The following is a 19,161-nucleotide window of genomic DNA, read 5'->3' on the forward strand; positions in this document are numbered from 1 at the left end:
TTTTCTGCGAACGAAAATTGTTAAAATTCACAAAACAGAAAGTCTACTCTATTATTATTTTAAACTCGTCCTCTAATTCCTCTTGAGCCTCTAGTAAAACTTCTAATACATCATCAGCGTATGAACCTAAAAACTTTTTACTAAACTCAAAATTTATCAAGACTAAAGTGAGCGGCAAATCCACCCACCCTGTCAGGCAATCCCATAAAGTGTCTAAATTTCTCCCATAGTAGTTTGGGAAGTCTAATTTATCTTTTAAAACATCATGTAAAACTTCTATATTTTCAAAGTCTCTTCCATCTATCATTATTTTTCTCATTAGAAACTGTGCCCTCCATTTATTTTATCTTAACAAACGTTTACTATGTAACAGCTGTTTGTCCAAATGAGGCTGAAAACAAATAAAAAACACCGATAGGATGAAACTATTGGTGTTTGCAAGACATTTTCATGCCCGGTAGGCATAAATAATGCTAAATTTTGTTTTTGAAAAGCTATCATATCAAATTTTTATGTTATAGCTTTTACTATCGTTTAATCTAATTGAGGAGTAAAACGAGATATGTTTGAAAATCACATATCCCCCAAAAATTAAAAACTAAGCGGCAATTCTTCGAGTGCTCTCATCAGAAAATTCCCTTTCCATTTCATTTGTTCCTTTTCGCCTTTTAACTGTATATTTGGACAGCGGCGTAATAAGGTGGAAATCGCAATCTTGGCTTCTAAGCGGGCTAACTGTGCACCAAGGCAAAAATGATTGCCATGGCCAAAAGCAATATGGCGGTTGTTCTTTCTTTCAATATCAAATATGTCGGCATTTGGAAATATCTTCTCATCACGGTTTGCTGATGCTAAAGAAATGATGATCACATCTTTCCGTTTAATCTCCTGTCCATGCAGTATAAACGGTTCAGCCGTCCAGCGAATTGTCGTTAGCTCAACAGGGCTGTGAAACCGCAATGCTTCTTCTATGGCGGAATTCATCAAGTCTGGCTGCTGGCGGAGCTTTTCAAATTGATCACCGTGACACATCAGAGCATATGTCATATTGGTGATTAAGTTTACGGTTGTTTCATGACCTGCAACGATAAGCAGCATAATCATCGAGTACAATTCTTCTGTACTTAATTGTGTGCCTTCACTTTCCGCTTGAATTAATGCACTGATTAAATCTCCTGCAGGTTCTCTCCTTTTTTTGCGAACTAAGGATTCCAGATATTCAACAAACTCCCCTAACAAGTGGTCATTCTCCTGAAGTCTTTCAGGGGCATCTGAAAAATCAATAATTGCTTGCGACCACACTCTGAATTTTTGACGATCTTCCAAGGGAATGCCGAGCATTTCACTTATCACGATAATCGGCAATGGAAACGCATAATCGTCTACTAGGTTCATGAGTTTGTTGGGTTGTACTTTATCCAATAAAGAATCTGCTATATGTTGGATTTTGTCTTCCAACTGCAAAATCATCCGATGCGTAAATGCTTTTTGAACAAGAGTTCGCAAGCGGTTGTGATCAGGGGGATCTGAATTAAGCATATGTTTTGTTAAAGACTCTTCATTCTTCAATAGAGCAGGACGTTTTTCTTTTGCGGTAAATACATTTTCATAGTTTTTCTTTAATTTTTCATTCTTTAATAAATATATTGCATCATCATATCTCGATATGAGCCAGCCTTTCCCCAGAGCTCCTAAAGATAATGGGTAGAGAGGCTGTGATTTTCGCACTTCTTTATAAAATTCATACGCTTCATCTTTAAATGCTCTCGAAGACAATTGACTTTCCGTCAAAATGGTTACACTATTTTTTTCTTTTGAAGACATTCATTCGACCTCCATCTTTATGAAAGGTTAAGATAATCTTTAAATATAAAATCAATACGATTTGTAAAATGATCTATTGAGATCAGCATTCGTGATAAGGGCCAAGATGCCGCCCCGCATTTTGAAATAAAAGATATGAGACAGTCATTAATCATTTTGCTGCCCAAACTCTTTCCCTGATAAGATGGCGAAACTCCTAATACTTCTAAATACCATGCCGACTCTTATAAGGATTTGGAAGATTTTTCAGCCTCATTAGTCACCGCCAACATGTTCAATACTGAGGATCCCCCATTTTGTTATCCCCCCTGCTGCTATATAATCGATCAAGTTAATGTCTGGTTTATCACAATGTTTTAATAGAGCAGCAACAACCATTTCACCATTCTGAATGTCAACAAAAAAGAAATGCTTTTTAAAATATGCTCTTGTCAGTACTTTATGCATTTCAAAAATAAATGAATGATCTTTTTTTTTCGCGTTTTACGAGTAAATCCATAAAAGAATATTAATTGAAAAATTCATGGAGTAGCTTTGCCACTTAGCTTATTCATCTGCCCTAGCTTGTCGATAAAGAAACATTGATACATCTCCTCTGAGCAAGTAAAGCAGAAAATCGAATTAAAGCGCCCTTCCTATTGGAAAGGCGCCTGCCGTTTTACTGTGCCAAAATGTTTTTCATCAGTGAGTTTTTATAAAATCATTTATTAATTGATCAGTTGTCAATATTGTGGCAAATTCATCATGCAATGTAGCTAGAGATATATTATGAATAGTCGCCGCATCATAATATGTATGATTTTGGTCTCTCATTCCGAAGGCTGCTGTTGCATCTGAAATCAGGTATGTATCAAACCCTAAATTACCACTCATTCTTGTGGTGGTTGATACACAGTGAGGCGTGGTTAAACCAGTTATGACTACAGTGTTTATTTCATTTAATTTTAAGAATTCTTCTAAATTCGTACCAATAAAGCTGCTATTTACTGTCTTGGTTATAATGACTTCTTCATCCATAGGCTTAACTATTTCCTTTATCGCAAACTCTTCATTCTTTGGATGGAATAAAGAATGAGGTTTATCAGAAGTGTGTTGTATGTATATGACTGTCCATCCTTTTTCTCTCCATAATTTTAGTATTTTACTAATGTTTTCTTCCGCCTTTACGTTATTCCGTTCCCCCCATTTTTTATCATCGAAGGCTTTTTGTACATCCACAATGATTAAAGCTTTTTTCTTTTCTTCCACAAGATACCCTCCTATGTAGAATTTCTATTTATTACTACATTCTAAATACAAATTTTACTTTTGTACAATTGTTTAATGATGAATTTCAAATGAGCGCCTTCTTTATTGGAAAATGCGTTCTAAACTGCAACTGTGCCCAAGCCGTTAACCTTCAATAATCTGAGAATCACTGGCTCTACAGAGAATGATAAAAATCACTCTAATAACGAGTGCCGAAATGAAAACTATTGATTTAGAAGCCATTTGATACGCTCAGCTGAAAAGATGTAGTGGAGTATTATTAGACATAAAAAGACAATACCAACTGGTTTTAAATGACTAAAATAAAGCGCTGCAACAGCCATTGCAAAGATCAATAATTCAATAACTAACCTTGTTACCCCGTTTACAGCTATTACAGTTTGTCCACTTCGACTAGGATCATTAGGTACTGCAAATACAGACCAGACAATCATAACTGCAATAGGTAAAACCCAAGTTAAAACATATTTAAAATAACCATTAAAGCTTATCCAAGCAAACACCCCTAAGGAGATTAGTGCAGCAATTTCAAGGGTGAATCTTAAAAGTAAATTAGTCTGATTCAGTTTTTCCAACTCCTCTATAAAAAACACCCCCGTAGGAGATGCTCTTTCTCTGCTTTATTTCAGCGTATAAAAACTTTTCTGTTCTTCCTCTTTAGATTCTATTGTAGTTTTCGGCGAGATTACCTCTACTTTTGAAGAGATGATACCGACTGCTACTGTTACCAATGCTCCGATTAATAGAACGATTGATAAGTATAATGAAATATGACAACTTTTCCCCTCCTATCCAGTTAATTATCCAAATAATCAGGAAGTTGTCTACAATTTGCAGAATTTGTCGAACGAAGTAAAGAATATACCATAAAAGCTGAATATTGACCTCGCTTATCGCTGGGAGACTTTACTCATTGTATGAATTACAGTAATAAACTACCTTCCCTTTTGAGAAGACGTTCCCCTCTTGTATCCATTTGTTGCAACTTAGCTAGACTCTTCCAATAGGCTTCCTTTTGGCGCAGCTGCTTCTAGTCGAAATTGAGCAACACCTGAATGTTTCATTGGAATTTCTGAACCATATCGCTGCTGAATTTGTTGCAAATGCATACGTAGGAGTAGTCGAATGGTGGTTGAAAAATGAAATGCCTTACCCACCTCGAGTGATGGCAGAAAAAGCGGGGGTTTTGTTAGAGAGGAATCTATAGATATGTGTATCTAGAAGATTTGACAGCATTAAAAATTATACTTACATCGTTGGGAATAGGCCAACAATAAAGCGGAAGAACGTTGTCATTTGAAGTGGTTTGGAATAAAAATGATTCGAATATGTTCTTATCATTGTTAAACGAACAAAAAAAGAACATGTTTTGAAAAAAGATTGATCAAAACATCTTCTTATATGTTGTCATAGCGTAACTTTTTATAAAAAGGTTGATTACATTTTCGGGGCTTCCAAACCAAATTTTGCCCATTCTTCTTTTGCTGGACCATAAATACCTGGAACAGTTAAACCTGCTTGTCTCATAAGAACAGTCATTTGTCCCCGATGGTGATTTTGATGTTGAATTAAAAACATCAAAAGTGAACCGTTAGGCAATTGTTGTCCGATAAAGTTGATACGTTCTTGAAGTGTATGGTCAGTCCATTGGGTTTTTAATGCCTGTACAAATGCATTACTGGCTTGATGATAGCTGTCAGCTATAAACTGAGCCGAAGTTGGAACAGGATAATCTTCAGCTGGGGCATGGAACGTTAAGTCTGTGTTTGAGGTAATGATGCGAATGGCAGCAACAGTATGCCAGGCAATACGGCCTAGAGTCCAATTTTGTGAAGTTATTTCTTGTTTAAGTGATTCATCAGTCAGACTATTTAATAGTTTCTGTGTAGCATCTGCTTCGAACTCCCAAGATTTCAAAAAATGGTCTAAGGTTTGAAACACAAAAATCCTCCTTTTTGTTTTTTCAATGTGCCTATAGGTTAATTATAATGCCTCGTTTCGTTAAAAAGAACAAAAATTTTGGACAAGAATAATCATAGTAAAATGCGTAGACATTCTTAAACGTAACGATTTACGCATCTTTTTACAAACATGGTGACTCCTTGGTCTCCATTGTCAGCGAGAATCAAATATCATATGAAGACAACCCTATATTCTTATCGCTTTACTGAGCAATAAATACCTTCCGTATACTTAGTGATGCCTTCATCGTAATCAGGATACTGATATGCAAGACTTTCTGATACAGCTTTTGAATACTTTCTAAATAATGCATAGCAAGTAAATAAAGACTTCCACATTTCCTGATACCCATTCACAGAATATGTAGACATGAGTTCCTCCCATTCTTTATTTGAAAGGTACCGTTTCATAAATTTATAGTTCTTCCCCATACTAAATGAATACCCTTTCTGAGATGCGATATGCCAGGCCATCATTCTCAATAAATTAGGACGTACCATTTCATTTAAATGGTCAATGGCAAAAAGGATTTCATTTCTTGCTAGTCCTTTTACTACGTAAGTCGAAACCATCCAGAACTCATTACAGCAATCATCAAATTCCCTTGCAGTCGGCTTTTTCATCCAGTATTGGCGATCATTTGGGGTCACTTTATAGTTGATGAACGAATCCTTATCGAGCAAGACCTGAACCAAACCATCGTTATTAGCAAAATAATCTTCTGCTTCACGAATTGGAATAAGGGTTAGATCTAATTTGTTGCCATCCTCAAAAAGAATAATGTATGAAAACCAATTACCTAATTCGGGAGGAAAAAGCTCCATATCTTCTGGTTTTTGCATCATAATGCGCTTCCCAAAGATTTCGAGCCAATGATCATTTTCTTTAAAAGAATCTACATCAGTTACAAAATACGAAATGTCATAATCTTGGAAGTTGTCAGGAGGGATATTTCTGTTTGTACGCGACCCTTCCAAAGTGACCAATCGGATTCTCTCATCGTTCAAAGCAAAGTCCAAAAAAATGTCCATCATTTCCTGCTCACTTCGCATTACATGTTCCTCCGTTTCAGCCTTAATATCTAACTGTAAAACCGAATATTGATCTGTACGCCTTATAGATTTTTTTACTCTTGAATGTGATGTATTCTTCTTAGCTTTATTTTACATGATGTTCTCCTGTATATCATTCAATATTAAGATGCAAGACATCTCAAAATCAGATATCAACTATGAAGGACTACATGAATATTCAGTTTTTTGTAGAGCCGCCATGGGACGACACTATCTTTCACACACTTTAATCCCCCCTGATTTATCTTCATGTTAACTGGTATGAGAGATTGACAAAAAGAAGGAAAACGATATATTTAAGCGAATACGAGTTTTTGAGTAAATTTTAAAATGACACTTTTTTCAAAAATCATGTCTTAACGGGGGGATTCGGTATGAATGAATTTATGAAGAAGTTTTCCTTAACAAAACCTATTATTCAAGCTCCAATGGCTGGCGGTATTACAAAGCCCCGACTTGCATCTGCAGTTTCGAATCAAGGTGCTCTTGGCAGCTTAGCATCGGGGTATCTTACGCCAGACCTGCTAGAACAACAAATAAAAGAAATGTTTGAGCTGACAGACGCTCCTTTTCAAATTAATGTGTTTGTTCCGCTAGGTCTAGAGATGCCACCAAAAGATCAGATTAAAAAGTGGAAAGAAAACATACCGTTAGCTAATCAAGTAAATCAATTCACATCTGTACAAGAAGAGTGGGATGACTTCTATCAAAAAATTGATCTAATTTTAAAATACAAGGTTAAGGCTTGCTCATTCACTTTTGATCTGCCGCCTGAAGACGCAGTAAAGGAGCTAAAAACCGCTGGATGCTGTTTAATAGGAACCGCTTCAACAGTAGAAGAAGCATTGTTAATGGAAGAACGGGGAATGGATATAGTAGTCCTTCAAGGAAGTGAAGCCGGTGGACATCGCGGAGCATTTTTACCTTCCAAAGGTGAATCTGCCGTAGGTTTAATGGCTCTGATTCCACAAGCAGCAGATGCACTGAGCGTACCTGTCATAGCTGCTGGGGGAATAATAGACCACAGAGGAGTAAAAGCAGCTTTAACCCTTGGAGCCCAAGGCGTTCAAATCGGTTCTGCCTTTTTAATTTGTCACGAGAGTAACGCACATCCAGTACATAAACAGAAAATACTAGAAGCAAACGAAGCAGATACAAAGCTTACGACATTATTTTCAGGTAAAGAGGCCAGAGGAATCGTAAATAAATGGATGGAAGAAAATGAACAGTTTGAGACACAAACCCTTCCGTACCCTTATCAAAATACACTAACGAAGGCAATGAGACAGCAGGCTTCACTTCAAAAGAACCATGATCAGATGTCTTTATGGGCAGGTCAAGGGATACGGTCATTGACTGAGGAAATTTCGGTTAAGCAGCTTTTAAATCAGCTTTGCCAAGAGGATATAAAAATATAGGTGCACCTCATTGATAGAGCAAAAAGCAAACTTCGACAGGCAGTTTGCTTTTTTTCGTAATTTCATCCTCTGACTCTGGAAATCTAAATACTCCTACATTTTCAAAGCTAATTGATTCGGGTTATCAATCATCCCATTGATACGATGCGATATTAATGATTTCACCACAACCACAATACATCACCAACATTTCGATCTTATCTCCCCTTCTCAAATTTTGCTATCTATTCGAAAAATCGATAACTCCCATATTAAATTCGAATAGTAAAATGGTTGTTTTTCGTTTGATTCAGATGATATAAAGTCATATGATAAAAAAAGAATGAGACAGAAAGCGTGAGAAGTGATGAAAATAGGATTTTTTGATTCTGGAATTGGTGGCATGACTGTATTGTATGAGGCCATAAAAGTTCTTCCTTATGAAGATTACATTTTTTATGCAGATACGTTAAACGTTCCATACGGTGAAAAATCAAAGATTAAAGTTAATGAATATATTTTCAATGCAGCTGAATTTCTGGCCAGTCAAAATATCAAAGCTCTGGTTATTGCGTGTAATACAGCTACTAGCATTGCGATAGAGGATCTTCGGAGAAACTTCGACTTTCCGATAATCGGAATCGAACCCGCTGTAAAGCCTGCTATAAATAAATGTACAGAGGAAAGAAAAAGAGTTCTGGTAGTTGCTACTAATTTGACCCTTAATGAAGAGAAATTTCATAATCTAGTTAAAAAAATTGATCACCATGACCTTGTTGATTGCTTAGCTCTTCCAGGACTAGTTGAATTTGCTGAGAACTTTGATTTTAGTGAAGACAAAATCATTAAATATCTAAAGAACGAACTATCTTCTTTTGATCTGAAACAATATGGAACGATTGTGTTAGGATGCACTCATTTTCCGTTTTTCAAAAACAGTTTTGAAAAACTGTTTGGGATAAAAGTTGATATTATTTCAGGCAGTGTCGGTACTGCAAAACAGTTGAAAAAAGTTCTTGCAGATCGTAATCAGCTTGGTAAAGGATCGGGCTCAATCACCTTTTTCAATTCTGGCCATAAAATTGTGGACCAAGTAGTCATATCAAAGTACAAAAGATTGTTTGAAATATTAGATGAAACTCAAAGGAGTCATGTTGGACATTGAATGTAAATGAAAAAGACAATCTCCTGAAGAGAAACATGAACTAAGAAGCGGGCTTAAAAAGCCCACTTTTTTTCTAACAAACAATTGAGTTATACACACATATCTGATTACAGTGTTTTCTCTCTTTCCCCTCTTATTTCTCCCCCTCTCTATAGCTTTTCTATTTCAATAAAACACAAGTCTCGATTGAAAAGTTATCGTAACATTTACACTTCACAGGAGATTTTTCGAGATTAGAAATCGACCGTTTGCCAGATGCACAAAGTCATAATGTGTAAATTCTGTATCTATGTGCATGTTTATTATGGAATTATTTTCATAATGTTTTATAATACAAGATGATAGCGTTTTCTAATTATAATGATAGGGGGAAATAATGATGATGAAAAAAGGTCTGCTTGCGGGTGCGCTTACGGCAACTGTGCTTTTTGGCACATGTGCAGTAGATGTGCCGGGTATTATTAGTCCAAAAACCGCAGAAGCTGCATCACAGCTAACTGATGGAATCGGCGGGAGGGCTTACTTGAACAGTAATGGTGCCATTCTTGTTACGAAAATCCAGCTTCCTAGCTCCACTCAGGTTTCAAATGGGACAGCCTACATCTACTCTGGTTTTAGCGGAGGCACAGAATCCGATATTGGGCTTCAGTACAGTGATAAATATAATGTATGGAAACCATATATGAAAGTTGGTTCAAAAGGACAAGATCAGGTTCAGTACCTCGAAGGAGGAAGCCAATTCACGAATACGAAAGGCTTCCGTCCCGGCAGCACCGTACAACTTACCATCTACAAAAACCTTAACGGCAATACCCGCGCTACATACTGGGGCACGAACAATGCCGGATACAACGGCCGTCTCATTTCAGAAATCAGCAAAACAAATGTCGGCTCCATCTCCAAATGGAAAGCGCTTGCTACAGTTGCTACAACAGGTTCACGCCAATCTATCAAATCAAATTTTTCAACATCTTTTACAAACATCACCATCGACAACAAAGCAATAACACCTGTAATTGATACACAAGACTTCGCTAAAGTAACAGTCTCAGGCAACAGTGTCAGTTTATCCGTTGTGAAAAATTAAAACATGTTAAACATACAATGCGTTAGGCTATTGAGAAGCTCTCGATAGTCTTAAAGGGGGCTTAACATGCCCCTTTTTTCATTTCAATTTAACTTTCAGTTAGCTTCGGTGCATGCCGTCTATCCCCGTCTTTTATCTGGGTGAAGTAAGGAGCAGCTCGCCCCTTCTGAGCCTGTTCCATTTGCTCAACGCAAAAGGTGTGCATCACTGTCTTAAAGATGTTAAAACAAATAGCAGATGGTGCACTTTATTTTTAGATGAGGCATGCTTACGCTCGATATGCAAATCAAATGATTAAGGGTCTGCAAGAGAGAGAAGTTTTGGGTGTACTTTCATAAAAGAGGGATGGCTTCATATAGCTCGATTGCATCAGGAAGATTAGCCAGCGATTGGCCGAGAACAACACATCACTTTGAAACGGATTCATTCCAAAATCATAAGTATGATCTAATAACTAATAAAGATGAGTTAGCAGTCCAGCCTTAGGCTAAAAAATATTTTTACATCAATTAAACTAGCATCACTATCGAATAAGCTCGATCTGCATATCATGTACTATCCTCTTTTAAGGAAGGTGATGTTATGAGGTCATTTCCATTAATTGTAGTTCTATTCATCCTATTAATCATCGTTGGGACATCTTTCTTTGGTGGCTATTAAGAACACACCTTACCTCATATCCATCAGACGCCATAAGAAATCTTTATGGCGTCTGTTTTTTATTAGATTTAAACAAAACCATTAAAGTGGGGCCATGCAAACACACCTATGGAGATTACTGCCACGACTTCTTTGTGAGGGAAATATCCTTCCCTTTATGGACTATTGTCGATCAAAAGAGAAAGTTGAAATACCTTTTTATGGTGAGATGAATCGAGGCTTAGACATATAAAAAACCGCAAAGCTTTCTTGAAGAAGCTTTGCGGTCTTTGGGTCTCTTCTTTGCTTCATATAAGCCAATAGATTTCAAGCGTAATCCACTGCCATACATCCAATGATTTTTTATTTTGAAATAGGTTTCTTCTACTCTTCCTGTGAGATGACTCAAGGTATGCCACGTCACAATAATGTGGCGGATCCTGAGTGGTCTCAATCAGTTTTTTCCCCATTCTATCAATTCTCCACAGAAAAAAATGGCTATGGCAGAAAAACTTTCATAGAGTAATCATCATTTAATGAGCCATCATCTCATGGGCAATATCGTGTCCATCCATTTTTGACGGGTAGTAGGTAGGCCAGTTTTTGACTTCATCAAGTAAAGCTTCACGGTCGTCCCCCCAATAGAGATGATAATGACTAGCTTTAGTCGGGTAAATACTATGATCACTAAACTGAATATACTGAGGCAGCCCTTCTGCTTTTTTAGCTAGTTTGAATATGTATCTTACCCCTCTATTACCCGCATCATAGGTTAGAATTTCGTTTCCGTCATACGTATACTTACCAGAATATTCTTTTCCATTTTTGAAGAACGTTACAGTATCTTTCCGGATTACAATACGGTCAACATCTGTTTGATAGCCTTTTTTATAATACTCTTTATATTCTTCAGCTGTCTTGTCCCCTTCGTGTTCTGATTTATATGAAAACACTTCGTCAAGAGTACCATCTTGCAGGTATGGATATACAGATTGCCAATCTCCTTCCCAATCAGAAAGTAAGCGATCCTTTACTTGGCTATTTTTAAAATAGCCTTCATATATTTTTTCTGTTTCTTCATCATGCGCATGACTATGATCGTGAGAATGTTCGTGTATATGCCTGTCAGATGTATGCTCTTGCGTTTTGGAAGAGTCTTCTTCAACTGCTGAGGATGATGTTGTTTGATTAGACTCACCTGCAGAAGAACCGGAAGTCTGACATCCTGCCAATACGAGTAATGAACCAATCGTTAATATGCCTAGTTGTTTTGAAAATAAAATGTTCATTCCAACACTCCTTTTTTATTAAATCGAAAACATTACGATTTATATTATACATACATCTCTTGCAAACATCAAAGGAAAAATGCTCTTCATGCGGATGGCCTATTTTAAAGGAATAACTGACTATGTTCATCAGTTATTCCTTTAAAATACGAAAGTCTACGATATTTCCATATCGATCCGCTTCAATATGACAGCACCCCTCAAGCAGCTGTTTTAATTTTCTCCGTCCGCGTTGTACCCTTGATTTTGCTCCCGAGTAAGAAATGCCGAGCTTTTCACTCAACTCTTTTTGTGATAACCCCTGGAATTCAGTTAACTCGAGCGCCTCTCGATACTTTTCAGGCAACCGTTTGATGGTCGATCGAATACACACAGTTGCTTCCTTGGTGAAATTTTCTTCCTCTGCACTGTCATTAAAATGTAGAACATCAGGCAATATTTCGCTTGTTTTTTTTGTACGGTAAAAATCAATAATCGTATTTCTAGTGATCCGATAAATCCAGCTGTCGATCTTTTGTTCATCGATCAGATTTGGGAGATGCACTTGTATTTTCATAAATACGATTTGCAAGAGGTCATCAACGATAGATTGATCGTTAACCCTATGTGAAATATATGTTTTTAACGGCTGATGAAATTGATCCCATAGATCCTCTATATTCATTTGAAAAAACCTCCTATAATTTTGCGTCTGCTTTACATTTGCTTCGTCTTTTTAATCGTAACAAAGAGCGAAACAATTGTTGAATCAATTGTATTGCAGCTGTTGCAAAAATAATGATAAAGGAGAGGTTTGTTGTGGAGTATACCTATTTAGGGAGAACAGGATTGCGGGTGAGCCGTTTATGTTTAGGCACGATGAATTTTGGAGTTGATACAGACGAAAAGACTGCGTTCCGTATCATGGATGAAGCGCTTGATAACGGCATTCAATTTTTTGATACTGCCAATATTTACGGCTGGGGCAAAAACGCAGGATTGACAGAGAGCATCATTGGAAAATGGTTTGCACAAGGAGGACAGCGCCGCGAGAAAGTTGTTCTGGCGACAAAAGTATATGAACCGATTTCTGATCCGAATGACGGACCAAATGATATGAGGGGCTTGTCTCTATACAAAATCAGACGTCATCTGGAAGGATCACTGAAGCGGCTTCAGACAGATCATATCGAATTGTACCAAATGCATCATATCGATAGGCGGACACCGTGGGATGAGATATGGGAAGCTTTTGAGACTCAGGTTCGCTCCGGCAAAGTAGACTATATTGGATCCAGTAATTTTGCAGGCTGGCATTTAGTTAAAGCGCAAGCTGAAGCTGAAAAACGGCGATTCATGGGACTCGTCACTGAACAGCATAAGTATAGTTTATTAGAACGAACAGCTGAGATGGAAGTGCTGCCGGCTGCACGGGATCTTGGTTTAGGAGTAGTGGCGTGGAGTCCCCTTGCAGGAGGGCTTCTTGGCGGGAAGGCATTGAAAAGCAATGCCGGAACTCGTACAGCAAAAAGAGCAGATTTAATTGAAAAACATCGTTTGCAACTCGAGAAGTTTTCAGATTTATGCAAAGAACTAGGAGAAAAAGAAGCAAATGTGGCTTTGGCATGGGTGCTGGCGAATCCAGTTTTAACTGCGCCGATCATTGGACCACGAACGGTTGAGCAGCTGCGTGATACGATAAAAGCCGTTGAAATCAGTCTGGATAAGGAGATTCTCCGCATGTTAAATGATATCTTTCCCGGACCTGGAGGAGAGACACCTGAGGCATACGCCTGGTGATACATTCATTACTCAATACTGACATTTTTCTTATATATTTATACTGAACTATCATATTAGGAAAGACAAGAGCTTGTTTGTCTCTTGTCTTTTCCACATCATGCTGAAAATGCTGGCTAAACATCGACAAAAACGCTGCCGCTTCTAAAAAAGAACCCTAAACAATAGAGTAACTGGAAAGACAACTGGCTTGATCAGCTTGGGACCCCTTTCAGCTGTATTTAAATCAATCAAACTAATGATTCATTGGCAGTCTAAATATTATTATTGTTTCTTTACAAAATAGTAATAGCCCCTGTAATTATTGCTAACAACGTAATAACTAATGATGTAATTACAGCCCACTTAACGGCAAACCTTTGAAATGATCCCAAGTCAATTTTAAGCATGCTTACTAACAGTAGTGTTGACGCAACTAATGGACTCATCAGATGAACCGGCTGCCCCATTATAGAAGCCCTTGCTATTTCTACTGGTTCTATACCATATGCTGAGGCAGCTTCTGCAAAGATAGGTACCATACCAAAGTAATATGCATCATTTGATAAAACAAAAGTAAACGGAATGCTAGTGAGTGCTACAATAATGGGGAAAAACTCTCCCATTGATGAGGGGATGATGGATACCAATGATCCTGCTATGGCATCCACCATCTTTGTCCCGGATAATATACCAGCAAATACTCCTGCTGAAAATACCAATAATACCACGGTTATGGCATTACCAGAATGCTCGGCGATTCGCTCCTTCTGCATTTTTACATTCGGATAATTTATAGTAAGGGCAAGAACAAAACCAATTAAAAATAAAACTGACGGATGCTTAGTTCCAAGCACAATAAACACCATGATACTTATAACGAGGAATAAATTAAGATATATTAAGCGTGGCCTTTTCAATTGTTCGCTCTCCAAAGTAGCAGCCATATAAGATTGAGAGCTGTCCTTTGTTATATGTCTAGGCTCTAATTGAACGATGCCTATTCGATTCCTCTCTTTCCTTCCCATTAGAAAAGCCAGAAATATCACACAAGCAATACCTCCAAGCATGGTCGGAAGTAATGGCACAAAGAAATCTGAAGGATCCAAACCCAGCACTGAAATCGCTCTTGTAGCTGGTCCGCCCCATGGAGTCATTCCGCTAACGATACTCAACGACAGCATTGCTAATGTCGCCATAACCATGGGATTCATACCAATTCTTTTATACAAAGGTAACATTGCTGAGACTGTTATCATATAGGTTGTTGTACCGTCCCCATCTAAAGCGATAAGCATTGCCAAGACGGCAGACCCTATCGCTATTTTCACAGGGTCTCCCTTTACTATAGATAAAATTTTTTCTATTAGCGGATCAAATAAACCTGCATCAATTAAAATTCCGAAAAAAAGAATAGCAAACAATAGTAATGCCGCTGAACTTGCAACTGTTTGAATTCCTTCTAAAATCATGTCGCCAATATCCTTACCAAAACCTCCAATAAGAGCAAAAACAATGGGAGTGATGGTCAAGGCAACAATTGGCGAGACTTTCTTTGTCATTATTAATATTGTAAAAACAGTTACCATCGAAAAACCTAAAATAGTAAGCATATTACACCTCCAAGAATACGCTTTCAAATGACTTTTGATTAACATATCTTATACGGTGTAATAAGTTAAATAAATATTTTTTTACTGTGTTCCAAAAAAAATTCTATCATAACTTTAAATGGTTACCATTTGTTCACCCTTTAAAAAATCAATGAATGCTTTAACGAGTTTGATTCCTAATGATTTTTGATCGTACATTAGCCAAGTATCTCTCATTAGAGGCTTACCCTTAGCATTATACAGTTCCATTGTGTACAAATGATCAGATTCCTGCAGGCAAATTTCTGGTGCTATGGAGTAACCAAGACCATGCTTTACCATCTCTTTGCAAGTCTCTTGTCGATCCACTTCCATTGCAATAATGGGGGCTTGTTTTAGATTCGTATGCATCCAATCTTCTATAATCGTTTTTAAAGAAGCATCAGTTTTATATTTGATAAAAGGTAAAAAAGGAAGCTGCTCTATCGTTATTGGTTTTTTTGAGATGATATGTAATTTTTCCCGTGTCAGCCGTTCCTCCACCCCTTTCCAGCGATGGCTTCCTCTCAGTATACCGACTTGTACAATACCAGCATCTAATAATTTCATGACATCTGTGCTCCAGCCTGTTTGTACACTATATTGGACATTAGGATACATAGTGGAAAATTCCCTTAATAACTTAGGGAGCTTATATTGAGCGAAATTGCTTGATACCCCCAGCCTTAGATGTCCTTGCACCTCTTTGCTTAGATTAGAAATATGATCTTTGGTATCTTGAAGTTCCTGTAGCATTCTTCTTGCATAAGCAACCAAGTGTTCTCCTTCCGCAGTAAAGGTAATTCCTTTATGCCTTTTGGTGAATAATTCAATTCCGAAAATCTCCTCAATCTTATTCAACCGATAAGTGATGGAAGGCTGTGATGTAAATAATCGTTCTGCTGTTTTTGTTACACTTTGTTCTTCGCGAAGAATTTTCAATAAAATCCAATCTTTCTCATCCATTTTCATCTTCCTTTCTAGTCCTTTTTTGACAATTATAAAAGTTTTTTTATTGAATATTAAGAAAACTTATATTTTATTTTTATTTTTTTACCTTCTACACTGAAAAACATAAAACACTACTTTTCAGATGAGGATGATGACGATGGTCAAGACGAATGTAACAATCATGAGAGGCGGAACAAGCAAGGGAATTTTTTTCCATGAATCAGCCATGCCTAACAATAAAAACGAATGGGAGCCCTTTTTGCTTGATATCATGGGAAGTCCTGATAAAAGACAAATAGATGGTTTGGGTGGCGGCAATTCTCTTACTAGCAAAGTGGCGATAATCAAGAAAGCACATACCTCGGATATTGATGTTCACTATACTTTCGGTCAAGTCAGCATTTCAGAAGAAAAAGTGGACTTTAAGGGGAACTGCGGAAATATCTCCGCTGCTGTTGGGCCATTTGCTATCGAAGAAGGACTTGTAAAAGCGACAGAACCAATGACTGCGGTAAGGATCCTGAATACCAATACGAATAAAATGATCATTGCGGAAGTGCAAGTGGAAGACGGTCAGGTCAAATATGACGGAGATGTTACGATATCTGGAGTACCTGGATCTGGATCTCCAATCTATTTAAACTTTCATGATGCCGCTGGTTCAGTTACCGGTCATTTATTGCCTACTGGAAATAGTTCGGAGTTTTTAGATACAAGTCAAGGCCAAATAGAGGTGTCTATTATCGACTATGCAAATCCATTAGTTTTTGTGGAAGCGAGCAGTATCGGCCTGGATGGAACGGAACTTGCAGAAGAATTTACTGATCTACAGTTGGCTCAATTTGAAGAATTAAGATCCATTGCGGCAGAGAAAAGCGGCTTTGCCAGTCGATTTTCAGCTACAAAGTTATCGCCGGCTGTCCCTAAACTGGCTATAGTATCAAAACCAGAGAAATATAAGGATAGTACAGGTGCTTGGCATTCAAACGTTGAGATGGACTTACACATCAGGATGATGTCCATGCAAAAGCCACATCAAGCACTGGCTGTCACTGGAGCGATATGTACAACAAGAGCCCTTTCAGTGGAAGGTGCAATCCCTGCAAGAATAGCAAAAAACCACTCTACAAAGGTTCGGCTAGCTCATTCTTCTGGTATTATTGAAACAATGGTGGAGCCCACTGGTATAAAGATCGTCCGTACCGCACGACGTATTATGGACGGAACAGTTTATACGCATGGAGACTATCAAATGATGTAGATGGACTGTGCAAAAAGCCTCCCCCTTTCCATCGTTAATAGATGGATTGAAGGCGCCTTCTTGCACAGATCCATTGTAATCCGGCATGGCTTTAAAAAAAGCCTCTATATTGTTATTGTTTTACATGAAATCGCCAATGTCCTTTAAGGTATCTGCCTCAAGCCTGACCTAATCATTATAGAGAATTGAATACTTTTTACTGCAAATAAAAAGATACCAACATACATCATTGGTATCTTTTAGATTGAGTTCAATCCGCAGCGGTTTCTTTTCCTTACTGCTTATTTGATTACGAAATTACCGTACTCGTTTGAACGAACATGAATCGGTCCGTTTAAATTGTAGTTGTTCTCCTTGGCGATAGATCGAAGCACGTCCACACGGGCAACTGATTCTCTCCATTCGTCACGGGTGTCATGATTGGCCGGATTCATCAGATCGTCATAGCGTACGTCCAAGAATTTATTTAACCACTTCTTCTCGTCTATTCCGTCTTTAGGTGATCCGCCCGCTTTTTTGTTCGTACGTTTAATCAAGGCATAAAAAGAGTCAGGGTCATCACCATCGCCATGTTGAATAACCGTATCGTACATCACAGCTCTAGCCAATGCTGTTTTTAGTCCGGCATTGTCCGATCGTTTCATAGCAGGCTGATAATACAAATGGTCATTTACTTTGTCTTGAGCGGCGCGAAATTCCTTATCATTTGCAAGCGACTTCCAGGCAGAAGCGAATCCCTTGAGATTGCTTGTATCATCGCTTTCTTCCTTGGCCAGACGGCGCAATTCAGGCAGATACTTTTTCAGTTTATTATTCGGAACTGCCTTTGTGTATACTTCCACTACTTCCAATGCATCCCCGGTAGCCGTTGTAAAGCCTGCCCGTCCGCATGTATAACCTCGCCCGTCATCCAATCGCTCTACATATCCATATTGAATCTCCGTTGTGCCGTTTTCAAAGATACTTGTCAGCTGTTCCGCCCGGCGCTTTTGATCTTTATTCAGTCCCGCCGCAAAAACCGTTTCGCTCATCATCAGGGTAAAAAACATAGTGAAAACAAGTAATGAGATCGCTGCTTTTTGCATACTGATTTTCATTGCACTTCCCCTTTCTAAATATTGTAAATACAGACTCAGTATACATGAAGAGACTGCCCTATTGTTGAAAATACATCAATTTGTCAATATTTTGAATCTAAAGTAATATAGCTTGAATCTTACTCTTTTCATTGCCAATCAGCCTTAGCCCCTCTCACTGGGAAGGTCCCTTGATTTTCATACTGCTTCAACTTTCATTAACAAGATGCCATAAGGCTTTACTCTATTTTATAATGGAAGTGATCATCGAAAATCGTTAGGGAGGTGATATAAATGGCAAGCAAGATGAGAATGCCAGATTCCGCAACGTCCCATGCAAAGCCTACTATTGGGAAGGCGATACTTTGCATGGGGTAGACTTTCTAAAAGATCGCCCAAGTAAGCTTTTCTGATATAGTGGCTTTGCACCTTATTTGACATAAAAAAATAAGGAGCTGGCAGAAATGGCATATGTAAAAGCAACCGCTATTTTACCTGAAAAGCTGATATCGGAAATTCAAAAGTATGTTCAAGGAAAAACAATATATATCCCTAAATCTGAATCCTCTCATCAAAAATGGGGTGCGTGTTCAGGAACAAGAAAGCTGATCGATGACAGAAACGCTTCTATTAAAAAAGCATTTAAAAACGGCAAAACCATTCATAATTTATCTGATGAATATCACCTCTCTATTGAAACAATAAAAAAAATTGTCTACTCTAAATAAACAAAACGGAAGCACTGATGAAATATAATCAGTGCTTTTTTTATGGCGAGT

At 37.8% G+C, this 19,161-nt stretch carries 19 protein-coding genes and 1 pseudogene; 8 read left to right on the top strand and 12 right to left on the bottom strand.

Translation table 11 applies throughout. The annotated features are described in order from the left end of the window. Positions 1 to 43 precede the first annotated feature (43 nt). The 4 genes from ACFVP7_RS14790 to ACFVP7_RS14805 all read right to left on the bottom strand — a co-directional run bounded on the left by ACFVP7_RS14790 (position 44) and on the right by ACFVP7_RS14805 (position 3,668). Positions 44 to 319 carry a barstar family protein gene (locus ACFVP7_RS14790; protein ID WP_124072923.1) on the bottom strand — a complete coding sequence of 92 codons (276 nt, stop codon included), beginning with the start codon at positions 317 to 319 and terminating at the stop codon, positions 44 to 46. Between the two features lie 272 nt (positions 320 to 591). Further along, positions 592 to 1,824 (bottom strand): cytochrome P450, encoded by a 1,233-nt coding sequence (locus ACFVP7_RS14795; RefSeq protein WP_338730616.1) that lies wholly within the window; start codon positions 1,822 to 1,824, stop codon positions 592 to 594. 681 nt (positions 1,825 to 2,505) lie between these two features. Then, positions 2,506 to 3,072: a cysteine hydrolase family protein gene (locus tag ACFVP7_RS14800; RefSeq protein ID WP_338730617.1), complete on the bottom strand. Its 567-nt coding sequence runs from the start codon at positions 3,070 to 3,072 to the stop codon at positions 2,506 to 2,508. 224 nt (positions 3,073 to 3,296) lie between these two features. Further along, a complete protein-coding gene (locus ACFVP7_RS14805) occupies positions 3,297 to 3,668 on the bottom strand; it encodes a YrdB family protein (protein WP_072174161.1) in 372 nt (123 codons plus the stop codon). A gap of 506 nt (positions 3,669 to 4,174) precedes the next feature. Between ACFVP7_RS14805 and ACFVP7_RS14810 the strand changes: the two are divergent. Further along, a pseudogene (locus ACFVP7_RS14810) lies at positions 4,175 to 4,300 on the top strand (TetR-like C-terminal domain-containing protein); the annotation flags it as partial. A 230-nt stretch (positions 4,301 to 4,530) separates the two neighbouring features. On the opposite strand, the gene ACFVP7_RS14815 reads toward ACFVP7_RS14810, so the two are convergent. Both ACFVP7_RS14815 and aadK read right to left on the bottom strand, forming a co-directional pair. Then, complete coding sequence (locus tag ACFVP7_RS14815) at positions 4,531 to 5,034, bottom strand: DinB family protein (protein WP_015251612.1); 504 nt, start codon at positions 5,032 to 5,034, stop codon at positions 4,531 to 4,533. Positions 5,035 to 5,249: 215 nt separating this feature from the next. After that, entirely contained in the window at positions 5,250 to 6,107 is an 858-nt protein-coding gene (gene aadK, locus ACFVP7_RS14820; protein ID WP_326353613.1) for an aminoglycoside 6-adenylyltransferase AadK, read from the bottom strand. 395 nt (positions 6,108 to 6,502) lie between these two features. On the opposite strand from aadK, the gene ACFVP7_RS14825 reads away from it, so the two are divergent. From ACFVP7_RS14825 to ACFVP7_RS14840, 4 genes are all read left to right on the top strand, one after another. Then, a complete protein-coding gene (locus tag ACFVP7_RS14825) occupies positions 6,503 to 7,546 on the top strand; it encodes a nitronate monooxygenase (protein ID WP_396582383.1) in 1,044 nt (347 codons plus the stop codon). A gap of 346 nt (positions 7,547 to 7,892) precedes the next feature. Further along, entirely contained in the window at positions 7,893 to 8,690 is a 798-nt protein-coding gene (gene murI / locus ACFVP7_RS14830) for a glutamate racemase (RefSeq protein ID WP_396583266.1), read from the top strand. Between the two features lie 379 nt (positions 8,691 to 9,069). After that, positions 9,070 to 9,777, top strand: coding sequence for a YrpD family protein (locus tag ACFVP7_RS14835; RefSeq protein WP_032726255.1), 708 nt, complete (start codon positions 9,070 to 9,072; stop codon positions 9,775 to 9,777). A 582-nt stretch (positions 9,778 to 10,359) separates the two neighbouring features. After that, the gene (locus ACFVP7_RS14840) at positions 10,360 to 10,437 is read left to right on the top strand and encodes a YjcZ family sporulation protein (RefSeq protein ID WP_072175780.1); all 78 of its coding nucleotides are present in this window, start codon (positions 10,360 to 10,362) and stop codon (positions 10,435 to 10,437) included. Between the two features lie 287 nt (positions 10,438 to 10,724). Here ACFVP7_RS14840 and ACFVP7_RS14845 read toward each other — a convergent pair whose 3' ends face one another. From ACFVP7_RS14845 to sigZ, 3 genes are all read right to left on the bottom strand, one after another. After that, on the bottom strand, positions 10,725 to 10,886 hold the full coding sequence (locus tag ACFVP7_RS14845) for a hypothetical protein (RefSeq protein WP_033881351.1): 162 nt from the start codon (positions 10,884 to 10,886) through the stop codon (positions 10,725 to 10,727). A 63-nt stretch (positions 10,887 to 10,949) separates the two neighbouring features. Next, positions 10,950 to 11,705: a metal-binding protein ZinT gene (locus ACFVP7_RS14850; protein ID WP_396582385.1), complete on the bottom strand. Its 756-nt coding sequence runs from the start codon at positions 11,703 to 11,705 to the stop codon at positions 10,950 to 10,952. A gap of 133 nt (positions 11,706 to 11,838) precedes the next feature. Beyond that, positions 11,839 to 12,369 carry an RNA polymerase sigma factor SigZ gene (gene sigZ, locus ACFVP7_RS14855; RefSeq protein WP_021480181.1) on the bottom strand — a complete coding sequence of 177 codons (531 nt, stop codon included), beginning with the start codon at positions 12,367 to 12,369 and terminating at the stop codon, positions 11,839 to 11,841. A gap of 134 nt (positions 12,370 to 12,503) precedes the next feature. On the opposite strand from sigZ, the gene ACFVP7_RS14860 reads away from it, so the two are divergent. Beyond that, a complete protein-coding gene (locus ACFVP7_RS14860) occupies positions 12,504 to 13,484 on the top strand; it encodes an aldo/keto reductase (RefSeq protein ID WP_004398762.1) in 981 nt (326 codons plus the stop codon). Between the two features lie 275 nt (positions 13,485 to 13,759). Here ACFVP7_RS14860 and ACFVP7_RS14865 read toward each other — a convergent pair whose 3' ends face one another. Both ACFVP7_RS14865 and ACFVP7_RS14870 read right to left on the bottom strand, forming a co-directional pair. Next, the gene (locus ACFVP7_RS14865) at positions 13,760 to 15,076 is read right to left on the bottom strand and encodes a citrate:proton symporter (RefSeq protein ID WP_049141097.1); all 1,317 of its coding nucleotides are present in this window, start codon (positions 15,074 to 15,076) and stop codon (positions 13,760 to 13,762) included. Between the two features lie 114 nt (positions 15,077 to 15,190). Then, complete coding sequence (locus tag ACFVP7_RS14870) at positions 15,191 to 16,060, bottom strand: LysR family transcriptional regulator (RefSeq protein ID WP_015714390.1); 870 nt, start codon at positions 16,058 to 16,060, stop codon at positions 15,191 to 15,193. 142 nt (positions 16,061 to 16,202) lie between these two features. Here ACFVP7_RS14870 and ACFVP7_RS14875 point away from each other — a divergent pair, with 142 nt between their 5' ends. Beyond that, positions 16,203 to 17,306 (top strand): 2-methylaconitate cis-trans isomerase PrpF family protein, encoded by a 1,104-nt coding sequence (locus tag ACFVP7_RS14875; RefSeq protein WP_396582388.1) that lies wholly within the window; start codon positions 16,203 to 16,205, stop codon positions 17,304 to 17,306. A gap of 281 nt (positions 17,307 to 17,587) precedes the next feature. Here the strand turns inward: ACFVP7_RS14875 and csn are convergent, their stop codons facing one another. Continuing rightward, positions 17,588 to 18,403 (bottom strand): chitosanase, encoded by an 816-nt coding sequence (csn, locus tag ACFVP7_RS14880; RefSeq protein ID WP_014480377.1) that lies wholly within the window; start codon positions 18,401 to 18,403, stop codon positions 17,588 to 17,590. A gap of 443 nt (positions 18,404 to 18,846) precedes the next feature. On the opposite strand from csn, the gene ACFVP7_RS14885 reads away from it, so the two are divergent. Further along, a complete protein-coding gene (locus tag ACFVP7_RS14885) occupies positions 18,847 to 19,110 on the top strand; it encodes a CD3324 family protein (protein ID WP_032726262.1) in 264 nt (87 codons plus the stop codon). The last annotated feature ends 51 nt before the right edge of the window (positions 19,111 to 19,161 follow it).

Origin of the sequence: Bacillus sp. SG20033 (assembly GCF_044570195.1) — a bacterium.
Lineage (GTDB): Bacteria > Bacillota > Bacilli > Bacillales > Bacillaceae > Bacillus > Bacillus subtilis.